12 protein-coding genes are annotated in these 13,221 nt (G+C 63.1%); 7 read left to right on the forward strand and 5 right to left on the reverse strand.

The window, feature by feature from the left end; genetic code table 11:
- Positions 1–294: 294 nt before the first annotated feature.
- From CN673_RS16405 to CN673_RS16425, 5 genes are all read left to right on the forward strand, one after another.
- Positions 295–1,683 (forward strand): CmpA/NrtA family ABC transporter substrate-binding protein, encoded by a 1,389-nt coding sequence (locus CN673_RS16405; protein WP_370853063.1) that lies wholly within the window; start codon positions 295–297, stop codon positions 1,681–1,683.
- A 3-nt stretch (positions 1,684–1,686) separates the two neighbouring features.
- Complete coding sequence (ntrB, locus tag CN673_RS16410) at positions 1,687–2,523, forward strand: nitrate ABC transporter permease (protein WP_099867444.1); 837 nt, start codon at positions 1,687–1,689, stop codon at positions 2,521–2,523.
- A 9-nt stretch (positions 2,524–2,532) separates the two neighbouring features.
- Positions 2,533–3,450 carry an ABC transporter ATP-binding protein gene (locus CN673_RS16415; protein ID WP_099867445.1) on the forward strand — a complete coding sequence of 306 codons (918 nt, stop codon included), beginning with the start codon at positions 2,533–2,535 and terminating at the stop codon, positions 3,448–3,450.
- A gap of 48 nt (positions 3,451–3,498) precedes the next feature.
- Positions 3,499–3,942, forward strand: coding sequence for a cyanase (gene cynS, locus CN673_RS16420; protein ID WP_245409959.1), 444 nt, complete (start codon positions 3,499–3,501; stop codon positions 3,940–3,942).
- A 78-nt stretch (positions 3,943–4,020) separates the two neighbouring features.
- Positions 4,021–4,485, forward strand: a complete 465-nt coding sequence (locus CN673_RS16425) for a nuclear transport factor 2 family protein (protein WP_099867446.1) — start codon at positions 4,021–4,023, stop codon at positions 4,483–4,485.
- A 55-nt stretch (positions 4,486–4,540) separates the two neighbouring features.
- Here the strand turns inward: CN673_RS16425 and CN673_RS16430 are convergent, their stop codons facing one another.
- The 5 genes from CN673_RS16430 to CN673_RS16450 form a co-directional block, all read right to left on the reverse strand.
- Positions 4,541–5,311, reverse strand: coding sequence for a crotonase/enoyl-CoA hydratase family protein (locus tag CN673_RS16430; RefSeq protein ID WP_099867497.1), 771 nt, complete (start codon positions 5,309–5,311; stop codon positions 4,541–4,543).
- A gap of 13 nt (positions 5,312–5,324) precedes the next feature.
- Positions 5,325–6,065 (reverse strand): ABC transporter ATP-binding protein, encoded by a 741-nt coding sequence (locus tag CN673_RS16435; RefSeq protein ID WP_099867447.1) that lies wholly within the window; start codon positions 6,063–6,065, stop codon positions 5,325–5,327.
- On the reverse strand, positions 6,062–7,837 hold the full coding sequence (locus tag CN673_RS16440) for a branched-chain amino acid ABC transporter ATP-binding protein/permease (RefSeq protein WP_099867448.1): 1,776 nt from the start codon (positions 7,835–7,837) through the stop codon (positions 6,062–6,064). Before CN673_RS16440 ends, CN673_RS16435 begins: the two co-directional genes overlap by 4 nt.
- Before the next feature lie 3 nt (positions 7,838–7,840).
- Positions 7,841–8,878 carry a branched-chain amino acid ABC transporter permease gene (locus CN673_RS16445; RefSeq protein ID WP_099867449.1) on the reverse strand — a complete coding sequence of 346 codons (1,038 nt, stop codon included), beginning with the start codon at positions 8,876–8,878 and terminating at the stop codon, positions 7,841–7,843.
- A 102-nt stretch (positions 8,879–8,980) separates the two neighbouring features.
- Positions 8,981–10,117, reverse strand: coding sequence for an ABC transporter substrate-binding protein (locus tag CN673_RS16450; RefSeq protein WP_099867450.1), 1,137 nt, complete (start codon positions 10,115–10,117; stop codon positions 8,981–8,983).
- A gap of 212 nt (positions 10,118–10,329) precedes the next feature.
- On the opposite strand from CN673_RS16450, the gene CN673_RS16455 reads away from it, so the two are divergent.
- Together CN673_RS16455 and CN673_RS16460 are read left to right on the forward strand one after the other, a co-directional pair.
- Entirely contained in the window at positions 10,330–10,959 is a 630-nt protein-coding gene (locus CN673_RS16455) for a TetR/AcrR family transcriptional regulator (RefSeq protein WP_157928926.1), read from the forward strand.
- 52 nt (positions 10,960–11,011) lie between these two features.
- Complete coding sequence (locus CN673_RS16460) at positions 11,012–12,874, forward strand: feruloyl-CoA synthase (protein WP_099867452.1); 1,863 nt, start codon at positions 11,012–11,014, stop codon at positions 12,872–12,874.
- Positions 12,875–13,221: the final 347 nt, after the last annotated feature.

The following is a 13,221-nucleotide window of genomic DNA, read 5'->3' on the forward strand; positions in this document are numbered from 1 at the left end:
ATCGATCGTCTCTTTCCCGTCGGGTGACGGGTCGACCTGAGACGCTCGGATGTCGGCAAGCTCCAAAGGCGAGGCCCTCCATTACGAAAAATGATAATCGGATTACGAGATCGTGTAAATTACGCATTTTCGTAAATTTATGCCTGTGCCGTGGTCGCTTCAATCGCAGCTTTTGAAGGCGTACGGCCCCTCCTCCCCCATTTGGCACACCCCTTGCTTCATGGTCTTCGACAACAAGCGCTCGACAACGAGGGCATGGATTGCGTCAGACAAAACAGGGGTCAGCAGATGACGATCAAGTCTTTGGGAAATCCGTATGACGGCGACACAGATCTGAGGCATGGCGTCTCGTGCACCTGTGCCGGGTGCATGACCGATGCAGGCAAGCTCACGGCTGAATCCGTGTCACGACCGGCAATGAGCAGCGACGACATGCTGGAACGTGCCGTGGAAAGCGCCGTCGTTCGCTCGATGTTTGGACACAACGACCTTTCGAGACGATCCTTCGCCAAGATGCTCGGCGGGACGACCCTGGCCGCAGCGCTTGCCTCTGTCCTGCCGATCGACAAGGTGAAGGCCGCCATCCTCGACGACATCGGCACGCCGGAAAAGACCGACCTGTCCGTCGGCTTCGTGCCAATCACCTGTGCGACACCGATCATCATGGCCGAACCGCTGGGCTTCTATGAGCGCTACGGTCTCAATACCCGTGTGATCAAGACGGCGGGGTGGGCCGTCGCACGCGACATGTCGCTCAATGGCGAATACGATGCCTCCCACATGCTCACGCCGATGCCGCTCGCCATCACCCTCGGCGCCGGCTCCACCGCGACGCCCTTCCTGATGCCGGCGGTCGAGAACATCAATGGACAAGCCATTGTTCTCCACAATGACCACCGCGACAAGAACGAGGACGTCTCGCTCTGGAAAGGCATGACCTTCGGCGTCCCCTTCGAATACTCGATGCACAATTTCCTGCTTCGCTATTATGTCGCCGAGCACGGGCTCGATCCGGATCGCGACATCCAGATCCGCGTCGTTCCACCGCCGGAGATGGTGGCGAACCTGCGCGCCGGAAACCTCGACGGCTTCCTGTCGCCCGACCCGTTCAACCAGCGCGCGGTGTGGGAGGAGATCGGCTTCATCCACATCCTGACGAAGGATATCTGGGAAGGTCATCCGTGCTGCGCCTTTGCCTGTTCACAGGAGTTTGCCGAGACCCACCCCAACACCTACGGCAATCTGCTCAAGGCGATCGTCGACGCCACCCAATATGCCAGCGCCCCGGAATACCGATCGGAGATTTCAGAAGCGATCGCCCCAACCAACTATCTCAACCAGCCGGTTCCGGTCATCGAGCAGGTGCTGACCGGCCGCTATGCCGATGGTCTCGGCAATGTGCAGGACGTTCCCGACCGAATCGATTTCGATCCGTTCCCCTGGCATTCGATGGGCGTTTGGATCCTCACGCAGATGAAGCGTTGGGGCTACATCGAGGGAGACATCGATTATGCAGGCGTTGCCGAAAGGGTCTATCTCGCCTCCGACTGCGCCACAGTGATGCGTGATCTCGGGCTGGAGCCTCCGGCCGAGACCTACAAATCCCATGTCATCATGGGCAAGACATTCGATCCGGCAGAGCCCGAAGCCTATGTCGAGAGCTTCGACATCCGGAGGTCGTGATCGATGACACGGTCCTACGATTTCCGGGCGCTTCTGCTATCGATCGTCCTTCTCATCACCCTGCTCGGGGCATGGGAGCTCGCCACGAACACGCAGGCCCAAGGCGGTGGCGGAGAGCTGACGGAGTACGAGCGCCTGATGGGTGCCGGCAGCCAGCGTGCCGGCGTCCCGCCACCGTCCGAAGTCATCGGCAAGGCTTGGGAGGAACTGTCGGACCCGTTCCACAATACCGGAGCCAATGACAAGGGAATCGGCATTCAGATCGCCTATTCCCTGATGCGTGTCCTTTCGGGATACTTCCTGGCCGCGTTGATCGCGCTGCCGGTCGGATTCCTGATCGGCATGTCGCCGCTGATGTACAAGGCGCTGGATCCCTTCATACAGGTCCTGCGCCCCATTTCGCCGCTGGCATGGATGCCGCTGGCATTGTTCATCATCCAGGACAGTGAGGCATCCTCCATCTTCGTGATCTTCATCTGCTCGATATGGCCGATGCTGATCAACACCGCGTTCGGTGTCGCGGGTGTGCGCAAGGATTGGGTGAACGTGGCGCGGACCCACGAGTTAGGACCGCTCAAGACGGCGTTCCAGGTCATCCTTCCGGCCGCCGCTCCGACCATCGTGACCGGCATGCGCATATCGATCGGCATTGCCTGGCTGGTCATCGTCGCCGCCGAGATGCTCGTCGGCGGTACCGGTATCGGCTATTACGTCTGGAACGAGTGGAACAACCTCGATCTCAACAGCGTGATCTTTTCAATCCTGATGATCGGCGTCGTGGGCATGGCCCTCGACGCGGTTTTCGCGCGCCTGCAGCGCTTCGTCACCTACACCGAATAGGAGAACGCCATGTCTCAGCCATTCCTCCAGATCGATGGCCTTGCCAAGCGCTTTCCAAGCGGCAAGGACGATACGCTGACCGTGTTCGAGAATGTCGATTTCGATATCGAGAAGGGCGAGTTCGTCTGCATCATAGGGCACTCCGGATGCGGCAAGTCGACGATCATGAACGTGCTTGCCGGCCTCGACGAGCCAACCGACGGGGTCGTTACCATGGACGGCCGGGAGGTCTCGGGACCGAGCCTCGAACGCGGCGTCGTCTTCCAGAACTATTCGCTGCTGCCGTGGCTGACCGCGCTGAAGAACGTCACCTTCGGGGTCAAGGCGCGTCACCCGGATTGGTCGGCGGAAAGGATACGACAGCATTCCTATAAATTCCTGGAGATGGTCGGCCTGACCAATGGCGCCGAGCATCGCAAGCCCTCACAGCTTTCCGGCGGCATGCGCCAGCGCGTCTCGATCGCCCGTGCGTTTGCGACCGAACCGAAGCTCCTTCTGCTCGACGAGCCATTCGGGGCACTCGACGCACTGACGCGCGGCACGATTCAGGACGAATTGCTGCGCATCTGGCAGGACAGCGGCCAGACCGTCTTCATGATCACGCACGACGTCGACGAGGCCATCCTGCTCGCCGACCGGATCCTGCTCATGAGCAATGGACCCTTCGCGCAGGTCGCAGAAAGCGTGGTGATCGACATCCCCCGGCCACGCAAACGCACCGAGATGGTCCACCATCCGGCCTACTACAAGATCCGCAACCATCTCGTCGACTTCCTGTCGAGCCGATCAGCGGAGATCGCGGCCAGCCCGCGCGAAAAGGATGGTTCGCGGCGTCAACCGCCCACGGTGCGCCCCGGCGCCGAAGACGATTCGCCGGCGCCGGATGCCGAAAGCGCCCGGCCCCATCTGGTCTCGCTCGCTGGGTGAAGGCGCGGCGGACTGTCAAAATCACATCAGGAACGAGGAAACGCTGACATGATGAACAAGATCGACGTGACAGAAATGATCATTGAGAAGAAGCGCACCGCAGGCTTGACCTGGGGGAAGATCGCCGCCGATATCGGCATGTCGGAGGTGTTCACCACATCCGCCTGCCTCGGCATGAACGCCTTTCCGCGGGAAAAGGCTGATCTGCTGACGAGAAATCTGGGCCTGCCGCAGGAGGCCGCCGTCGTTCTGGCCGAGTACCCCACGAAGGTCTTTTCACAAGCGGTGCCGACGGACCCTTGTGTCTACCGCCTTTACGAGATCGTCGCCGTCTATGGTGACACCATCAAGGAACTGATCAACGAGAAGTTCGGCAACGGCATCATGAGCGCCATCGATTTCGATATGGAGATCGACCGAATCCCGAGCCCGAAGGGCGACCGGGTCGAGCTGAAGATGAGCGGCAAGTATCTGGCCTACAACGCCTGGTAGAAAGCGCTGATCCATCGCCGGACGGTCATCTTTGATCGTCCGGATTTGTCCGACCGACGGGAAACGGGAGACCACCGCATGTCCCGCCCGCCCTTTCCTCCCTTCACGGCACAGACCGCCGCCCTCAAAGCGCGCATGGCGGAAGACGCTTGGAACACGCGCGACCCGGACACGGTCATTCTCGCCTATACAGCCGACACGCTCTGGCGCAACCGGACCGAGTTTTTGGAAGGTCGTGAGGCCGTTCACTGCTTTCTCGTCAGCAAGTGGACTCGTGAACTGGATTACCGCCTGATCAAGGAGGTCTGGACCAGCCATGCCAATCGGATCGCCGTCCGTTTCGCCTACGAATGGCACGATATCGCCGGCAATTGGTTCCGCTCCTATGGCAACGAGAACTGGGAGTTCTCGACCGACGGCTTGATGCACCGACGCATCGCTTCGATCAATGATCTGGCGATCGACGAGGCCGACCGGAAGTTCCATTGGCCGCCAGGCAGAAGGCCGGACGAACATCCGGGCCTGAGCGCGCTTGGACTGTGAAGTCCTCCCGCAGGGGACACCCTGCCAAGCGAACCGACGATGGCGCGCTTCGGCCTCAGTCGAAACGCGGCTTTTGCTTGGCCAGGAAGGCCGAGAGCCCGGCCTTGGCGTCACCGCTGGTCTGCGCGAGCGCGGCGGCCATGCTCTCGGCGAAAAGCCCCTCGGCCGGCGCCATGTCTGAAATGCGAGAGACCGCCTGAATCATCATGTAGTTGGAAAGCGCGGCATTGCCGGCGATCTCGCGGGCAAGCTCCATCGCCTTGGCCTCCGCCTCGCCCTCGCCCACCGCATAATGCGCCAGCCCAAGCCGAAGACCCTCCTGAGCCGAATAGCGCCGGCCGGTCAGCATCATTTCCGTCATTCGGTCCGCCCCGACGATGCGGGCGACGCGCACCGTGGCACCGCCCCCGACAAAGATGCCGCGCCGGCCTTCAGGAAGCTGGAAGAAGGCGGATGGCTCGGCGATCCGCACATGGGCAGCGGCAGCGATCTCCAGCCCACCGCCGATCACCCCGCCCTTCAAGGCCGCGACAACCGGCAAGCCGCCATACTGAACCTTCTCCAACGCGTCGTGCCAGCGACGGCTGTGCTTCAACACACCGAAGGCGTCACGTTCAACATGTTCGGAAAGATCAAGGCCGGCGCTGAAATGATCGCCGTTGGCCGCGATGACCGCCACCTTGACGCCTTTGGGCGGAGCGGCGAACCACCCGCCGAGGAAGTCGATCAGTGCATCGTTCACCGCGTTGCGCTTGTCCGGGCGATTGAAGCGCAGCACCGCGATTTCTCCGACGATCTCGGTCTGGACGATGTCGCTTGGGCTCACGCGGCGTTCCTTCTCAACGGGTCCGGTCTTCAGCCGGCATCTCTTTCGGGCCACCGAGGTAGATCTCGGCGATCTTGGGGTCGTTCGCCAGTTTCGCGGCCGGGCCTTCCACCGTCACCTCGCCGAGTTCCATGACGTAGGCATGGTCTGCAATCTTCAGGGCTGCACGTGCGTTCTGCTCGACGAGCAGGATCGAAACGCCCTTCTCGCGCAGACCGGCGACGGTCGCAAGGATATCGCGAACGATGAGCGGGGCGAGACCGAGGCTCGGCTCGTCCAGCATCAGGAGGCGTGGTCTGGCCATCAGTGCGCGGCCCATCGCGAGCATCTGCCGCTCTCCTCCGGACAGCGTCCCGGCCTCTTGTCGGCTTCGCTCGGAAAGGCGAGGAAACAGCGCGAAGACTTCGTCCAGCGTGTCCGCCGCCTCTGCCCGGCCGCGCCGGAACGCGCCGAGATCGAGATTTTCCTTCACGGTCATCGAGCCGAACAGGTCGCGCTGTTCCGGCACCAGGCTGATGCCCGCTGCGACCCGATCTTCCGCCGGCATCGCGGAGATATCGGCGCCGTCGAACCGCACCGTGCCGCGCGAGGGCAAGAGCCCCATGGCCGCAGCGAGCAGTGTTGTCTTGCCGGCCCCGTTGGCGCCGATCACCGTGACGATTGCGCCGGCGGGAACCGATAAACCAACTCGCTGCACCGCTTCGACCGCCCCGTAGGAAACGGACATCGCTTCGATCTCGAACAGCGCACTCATGCCGCCGTCCCGAGATAGGCCTCGATCACCGCTTCGTTGCGGCGGATTTCGGCAGGGGCGCCCTCCGCGATCTTGGTGCCGAAATCCAGGACGACGATCTCGTCGGTCAATTGCATCACGAAATCCATGTCGTGCTCGACCAGAAGCACGCTCATCCCCTCGTAGCGGAGTCGGCGGATCAGCGCTGCCAGCGCCTGCTTCTCCATATGGCGCAAGCCGGCGGCCGGTTCGTCAAGAAGCAGAAGCACCGGATCAAGACATAGCGCGCGGGCGATCTCTGCGAGCCGCTGCTGGCCGAGCGCCAGTTCGCCCGCCTTGCGGTGCATCTCGGCCTGGAGCCCGACCCGTTCGATCTGAAACGCCGCCTCGGCGAATATGCGGCGTTCCTCGGCGCGGTCGAGCTTGAGTATTCCGGCAAGCATGCCGGCGCGACCCCGTTTGTGCGCGCCGATCGCGACATTCTCCAGGACGCTCATGCCGGGTGCCAGCTTGACGTGCTGGAAGGTGCGAGCGATGCGGCGTGCTGCGATCTGACGCGGCGTCAGTCCGTCAATACGTTCGCCAGCAAAATGGATTTCGCCTTCCGACACTCCCAGCACGCCGGTAACGAGGTTGAACGTCGTGCTTTTGCCCGCGCCATTCGGCCCGATAAGCCCGACGATATGACCCCGCGGCACCTTGAAGCTGACATCGTTGACTGCAACGAGGCCGCCGAAGCGCTTGGTGGCGCCCTTCACTGCAAGCAGCAAGTCAGGCGACAGCGTCATGTCGCCCTTCGCCAGTCGATAAGTCGTGTCGATGGGCGCCGCCACCCCGCTAAGCCGGCTGAAACGGCCGGCGATTGCAGGCCAGAACCCGTCGCGCGACACCTGCAGCAGAAGGATGAGCAGAACCCCGAAAACGATGATCTCGTAGTTGCCGGCAAATCCGAAGATCATCGGCATTGCGTCCTGCAAGACGTTCTTCGCAAGAACGACGATCGCCGCGCCGAGGATCGCGCCGTAAACATGGCCAGCGCCGCCGATCACCGCCATCAATAGATACTCGATGCCGATATTGAGGTTGAAGGCGCCTGGCGTCGTCGCACGCTGGAAGTGGGCGTAGAGCCAGCCGGCCAGCCCGGCGAGCAGCGCGGCGTAGACGAAGACGAGCAGCTTGGCGCGCCAGACGTTCACGCCGGAGGATTCGGCCGCCGTCGCGCCGCTCCGAAGCGCACGGATGCCGCGGCCCACACGGGAATTCAAGAGATTGAGTGTCCCGGCAATGGAGAGGAGAACGGCGATCCAGACGACGACGTAGATCGCGCGCGCGCCGGTCAGCGGCTGGTCGATGAAATGGAGCGGCGGAATGCCCGAGATGCCATCGTGAGCCCCGATCACCTGAAGATTGCCGAAGAGGTAGTAGAAGCACATCCCCCAGGCAATGGTGCCCAGCGGCAGATAGTGACCGGAAAGCCGTACGGTGACGAGGCCGATGGCAAGCGCCGCGACACCCGTTGTCGCCAGCGAAACCGGCAAGGTCAGCCACGGCGACCAGCCGAAGGAGGTTGTCAGCACCGCGGTCGTATAGGCGCCAAAGCCGACAAATGCCGCCTGGCCGAAGGACGTCATGCCGCCGACACCAGTCAGGAGGACGAGGCCAAGCGCCACAAGGCTCGCTATACCGATGAAGACGAAAAGCGTGATCCAGAAACTCGGCACGAAGGGCAAAAGCGGCAGCGCCAGCACCACGGCGGCGAAGATGGCAAGACGCTTCAGGTCGCTCGTCGGCATCGCCTACTCCTCCTCCTCGTGATGAGCGCTGCGCAGCGAACGCAGCAGGAGGATCGGGATGATCGAGGCGAAGATGATCACTTCCTTGAAGGCGCTCGCCCAGAACGAGGAGAAGGCTTCCAGGATACCAACGCCGATCGCGGCCGCCACGGTCGCCGGATAGGCGGCGAGCCCGCCGATGATCGCCGCAACGAAGCCCTTCAATCCTATGATGAAACCGCTGTCGTAGTAGAGTGTGGCAAGTGGCGCGACGAGCACGGCGGAAACGACGGCGATCGCCGCCGCCATGGTGAAGGCGAGCGAGCCTGCGCGCGCCGTCGGGATACCGACAAGCCGCGCGCCGCGCCGATTGACGGCCGACGCGCGCAACGCCTTACCGATGAGCGTGCGGCTGAAGAAGAGCGCCAGCGAAAGCAGCAGGGCCAGCGTGGCGCCGACGACGAGAAGGCTTTGCGCCGTGACGGTCAACGGCCCAAGCGTGAACGCAGCGTCGATAAGCGGGGACGTGCGATAACCCTCCGCGCCGAAGAAGGCCAGGCCGAGCCCGGTCATCGCCAGATGGGCACCGACTGCCGCGATCAACAGCACCAGCACCGAAGCGTCGGCGAGCGGCTGGAAGGCGGTGCGATAGAGATATGGCCCCATGGGAATGATCAGAGATGCGCAGAGCACGAGATTGACGATTGAACCCAGTTGCAGCGGCGCCAGCAGGAGGACGGCGGCGGCGATGACGAGCGCAGGCAGGGCCATCTTCAGCGCGTTGAGAGCGATCCGGCCAGGTGGCAGGCGATTGCGCGAGGCGATGACCTCCATGACCGTCGCCGCCGCCGCAAGGCCGAGCAGCAACCAGACGGAGCCAGGTGTGCGCCCGGTCTCGAGCGCGGCCAGCGTCAATCCACCAAAGGCGACGAGATCTCCTTGCGGGATCAGGATCACGCGCGTGACGGCGAAGACCAGCACGAGAGCGACGGCCAACAGCGCATAGATCGCGCCGTTGGTGACACCGTCCTGCAGGAGGAACATCGCGATGGTGAAATCCAACGTCTCGTCCGTTCGCCTTGGCGTCGCCTGGGTTTCGCCTGGGTTTTGCTCATGCCGCCCGGCGGTGAAGATCTCGCCGAGCGAAAAGCCTGGGAAGGCCGGCTATTCCATGTACTTCCAGGCACCGCCCTCGATCGTGACGAGCACGCGGCTGCGTTCATCGTGGCCGAAATGGTCTTCCGGAGTCATGTTGAAGACGCCGTGAACGCCGACCACCTCCTCGACACCCTCCAGCGCATCGCGCAAGGCAGATCGGAAGGCGTCCGTACCTGGCTCGGCAGCTTCCAGCGCAACCGGGATCGCCGCGGCGGCGAGCTGCCCGGCGTCATACATGTGACCACCGAAGGACGAGACGGAGTCGGCGCCGTTCTCATCCTCGTAGGCGGCGGTGTACTTCATGCCGATATCCTTGGACGGATGGTCGTCCGGAAGCTGCTCCGCAACGACGATCGGTCCGACCGGCAAGACCGTGCCTTCGGCCGCCTCGCCTGCGACGCGGATGAAATCAAGGCTCGCTGAACCGTGGGTGTGGTAGATCTGGCCATCATAGCCACGCTCGCCGAGCGCGATATTGGGCAGCGCGCCGGGCGTGCCGGACGATACGACCAGCACCGCATCGGGATTTGCCGAGACGATCCGCAAGACCTGGCCCGTGACGCTCGTATCGTTGCGCGCATAGCGCTCGACCGGCGCCATGGTGATGCCGGTGCCCTCGAGAGCCCGCTCCATTTCCGCGAACCACTGGTCGCCATAAGCATCCGAGTAACCGATCGCGCCGAGGGTCGTCACACCGTTCGCTTCCATGTGCCCGATCAAGGCACTTGCCATCTGCGACACGTTCTGCGGAGCGCGGAAGGTCCATTCATTGGCCTCACCTTCCAGTCCGACGGGCGACAGCGAAATGACCGGCGTACCGGTTTCCGCTCCGACGCCCGCGACGGCGATGGAACCCGGCGTGGCGGACGAACCGATGATCAGGTCGGCACTGTCTTCCTCGATGCACTTGCGCACGTTGCGCACCGCTGCCGTCGGATCCGTGGCGTCGTCGAAGGCAACGTAATTCACCGTCTCACCGCCGATTTCTGTCGGCAACATGGGGATGGTCGCATATTCCGGCGCACCCAGCGATGCAGCTGGGCCGGTGGCCGATACCGTCACGCAGATGGTGACATCGGCGAGTGCTGGTGCGCAAAGACTAAGGCTGGCGACACCCGCAAGCAGAACGGTTCTGAGTTGCATGCACTTTCCTCCCGCTTGGCCGCCAGACGGCGCCCTGTTCGTTTTTCCTCCTCCTCCGGCCGGCCTCCATCCAGGCCGGAGAACGACACGCAAAGGCGCAGCATATCAATGCAAAACATGCGCCATGGTATGTCGAAATCCCATCAACATCATGAGCTTGCGCGTCGATCAAAAATTTGTCAATACGGTAGCGTATGGAAATGGACGACCCCATGACCGGAAAGCGTTCTCGCCCTCAGGCGAATGGCACTTCCACGCCGCGCGCTCAGGCCTCCGGACGTGAGACTTCACAACGCATCAGTGACGAGGCGTGGATCGCCGCCGCCTTGCGTCATCTTGCCGACGCCAATGTCGACGATATTCGCGTCGAGGAACTTGCGCGGGATATCGGCGTCACCAAGGGCAGCTTCTACTGGCATTTCCGCAACCGTCAGCATCTTCTGGAACGTGTCCTGGAACACTGGATGGATCGCGCTACGGTGCAGGTCACGCGCTGGGCTCGTGCCCATGCAGAGGGCGGCACCGAGCGCCTGGTCAAGCTCCTGTCGCTGCCGGCGACGACGCCGCCCGAGAAGAAGGGCGCCGATATCGAGCTGGCAATTCGCAGCTGGGCAAGGCGCGATCCGCTCGCCCGCAAGACAGTGGACCAGGTTGACGAAGTGCGCGCGGCCTTCTTCATCGAGTTGATGGCGGAGGCAGGGATTACAGGTGCAGAAGCCGAACGACGGGCGGCGGTCGCGCAGGCTTTCATGCTGGGAGAGGCATTTCTCGGCGCGCGTCACCGGCTGGGCGACAGGCTTCGCATCATTCGGTTCCTGGCGGAGACGCTGACGGCGATCTGACGACATCGGCGGCTCGTGAGGAGACGGGCCGGCAACCACATGGGAGGAGCCAATGACGGCACAGGCAATTTCGACGGAGGAAACCCGTCCGCATTCCGCGCTCTTCAGGGCGCCGAGCGTGACGATGACGGAGCGCGCCGACGGCTCGATCCTGCTGGACAGCAACATCCCGTTGCCCCGACCGGTCCGCGCCATCGGCGATTGGCTGGAGCACTGGGCCGAGGAGGCGCCGGAACGGCTTCTTGTCGCCGAAAGCGATGGCAGCGGCGGCTGGCGCGGCGTGACCTATGCCGAGGCGCGTGCGAAAGCGCGGGCGATCGGCACGTGGCTGCTCGGTCTGAGGCTCGATGCGTCCAGGCCGCTGGCGATCCTTTCCGACAACACTGTCGACCACGCGCTTATGGCCATGGCCGCGATCTATGTCGGCGTACCTGTCGCCAGCATTTCGTCGGCCTATTCCCTGATGTCGGCCGACCATGAAAAGCTGAAATCGATCGTCTCGCTGATCGAACCAGGCGCAGTCTATGTCAGCGACGCCCAGCAGTACCGCTCGGCGCTCGCGGCCATCTCAAGGCCTGGCATGGCCATCGTGGCAAGCAAGAATGCCGAGGCCGCCGGCGCAAACGCCTTGAACTTCGACGCGGTCGCGGCCGAAATGGATGAAGCCGCGGTGGACCGCGCCTTCGCGGCGCTGACGCCGGAGACGATCGCGCGCTTCCTTTTCACCTCCGGATCGACCGCGACGCCGAAAGCGGTGATCAACACGCACAGGATGCTGACCTCCAGCCAGGAGGCGCGCGCCGCCGTATGGCCGATGCTCGAGGCAGCACCCCCGATCATCTGCGACTGGCTGCCCTGGAGCCACACATTCGGGGCCAACCACAACTTCAACATCATGCTGAGGAACGGCGGCACCCTTTTCATCGACGACGGCAGGCCGGCGCCGCATCTGATCGGGCGAACCATCGCCAACATCAAGGCCGTGCGTCCGACGATCATCTTCAACGTGCCACGCGGCTATGGCATGCTGGCCGAGGCGCTGAAGGAGGATGCCGAATTCCGGGACGCCTTCTTTTCCACCAACGTGATTTTCTACGCGGCGGCCGCCCTGCCCCAGAGCATATGGGACGCGCTGCGCGCGATGTCGGTGGCGACCACCGGAAAGGTGACGCCACTTGTCGCCTCGTGGGGTGCCACCGAGACGGCGCCGCTCGCCACTGACTGCCATTTTCAGGCCGAGCGCAGTGGCAATATCGGCGTGCCGGCGCCGGGCACGACGGTGAAACTCGTGCCCAATGCCGGCAAGCTGGAGATTCGGGTGAAGGGCGCCAACGTCATGCCGGGCTACTGGAAGCAGCCCGAGCTCTCTGCCAAGGCTTTCGACGAGGAGGGCTTCCTGATCACCGGTGATGCCGTGCGTTTCGCCGACAAGGTCCGGCCCGAAGCGGGTCTCTTTTTCGACGGGCGCATCTCCGAGGACTTCAAGCTCACCTCGGGCACCTGGGTCAGCGTCGGCGATCTCAGGGTACGCGGCATCTCTGCGCTGGATCCCGTCGCGCAGGATATCGTGGTGACCGGCCATGACAGCGATGAGGTCGGCTTCCTGATCTTTCCCAATCTGGCCGCTTGCCGCAAGATCGCCGGGCTCGGCGAAGCGGCCGAAGGGCAAGCGATCATAAGCAATCAAGCGGTCCGCGAGATCGTCGCCAGGGGATTGGCGCGGCTGAAAGCCGAAGGCGGCGGATCGTCACGTTACGCCGCGCGAGCCATCATCCTGGCCGCGCCGCCGGACGTCGACGCTGGCGAAATCACCGACAAGGGCTACATCAACCAGCGCGCCGTGCTGGAGCGGCGCGCCGACGACGTCGCAAGACTACAGGGCATGGACGACACAGCCTGCATAACACCTGCCTGATGCAATCACGCAAGCGGACTTAGCCGACCCATCAGCGCAGTGAAGGCTTCGAGGTGTCCCCCTGTTTCCGGACAGGGTCATTTTGTATGTGACATTCCCCTGAGACGTTCCTGACTCCGGATGAGTCTGTTCCACTCATGTGGAGAAAGGCAACGAATCGATCGCGGGTGTGGAGAGACCAGATCAGCAGCATGCCGACGTAGCAACAGTCGGCCTGACGGCCGGCGGGGAGTGGCATGAGCCTGGCATCTTGGCTGTGCCATCGGGTCTGCCGCCCTGGAGGGCGGCGTTCAAGCGTTTGATAATGTGTAGGATTTGGTTGCGGGGGCAGGATTTGAACCTGCGAC

This window comes from Neopararhizobium haloflavum (assembly GCF_002750855.1).
Lineage (GTDB): Bacteria > Pseudomonadota > Alphaproteobacteria > Rhizobiales > Rhizobiaceae > Georhizobium > Georhizobium haloflavum.

Excerpts from the sequence above, each read along its gene's own strand:
- ntrB (WP_099867444.1), top strand. The coding sequence starts at position 1,687 with ATGACACGGTCCTACGATTTCCGGGCGCTTCTGCTATCGATCGTCCTT.
- CN673_RS16415 (WP_099867445.1), top strand. The coding sequence starts at position 2,533 with ATGTCTCAGCCATTCCTCCAGATCGATGGCCTTGCCAAGCGCTTTCCA.
- cynS (WP_245409959.1), top strand. The coding sequence starts at position 3,499 with ATGATGAACAAGATCGACGTGACAGAAATGATCATTGAGAAGAAGCGC.
- CN673_RS16425 (WP_099867446.1), top strand. The coding sequence starts at position 4,021 with ATGTCCCGCCCGCCCTTTCCTCCCTTCACGGCACAGACCGCCGCCCTC.
- CN673_RS16435 (WP_099867447.1), bottom strand. The coding sequence starts at position 6,065 with ATGAGTGCGCTGTTCGAGATCGAAGCGATGTCCGTTTCCTACGGGGCG.
- CN673_RS16440 (WP_099867448.1), bottom strand. The coding sequence starts at position 7,837 with ATGCCGACGAGCGACCTGAAGCGTCTTGCCATCTTCGCCGCCGTGGTG.
- CN673_RS16450 (WP_099867450.1), bottom strand. The coding sequence starts at position 10,117 with ATGCAACTCAGAACCGTTCTGCTTGCGGGTGTCGCCAGCCTTAGTCTT.
- CN673_RS16455 (WP_157928926.1), top strand. The coding sequence starts at position 10,330 with ATGACCGGAAAGCGTTCTCGCCCTCAGGCGAATGGCACTTCCACGCCG.
- CN673_RS16460 (WP_099867452.1), top strand. The coding sequence starts at position 11,012 with ATGACGGCACAGGCAATTTCGACGGAGGAAACCCGTCCGCATTCCGCG.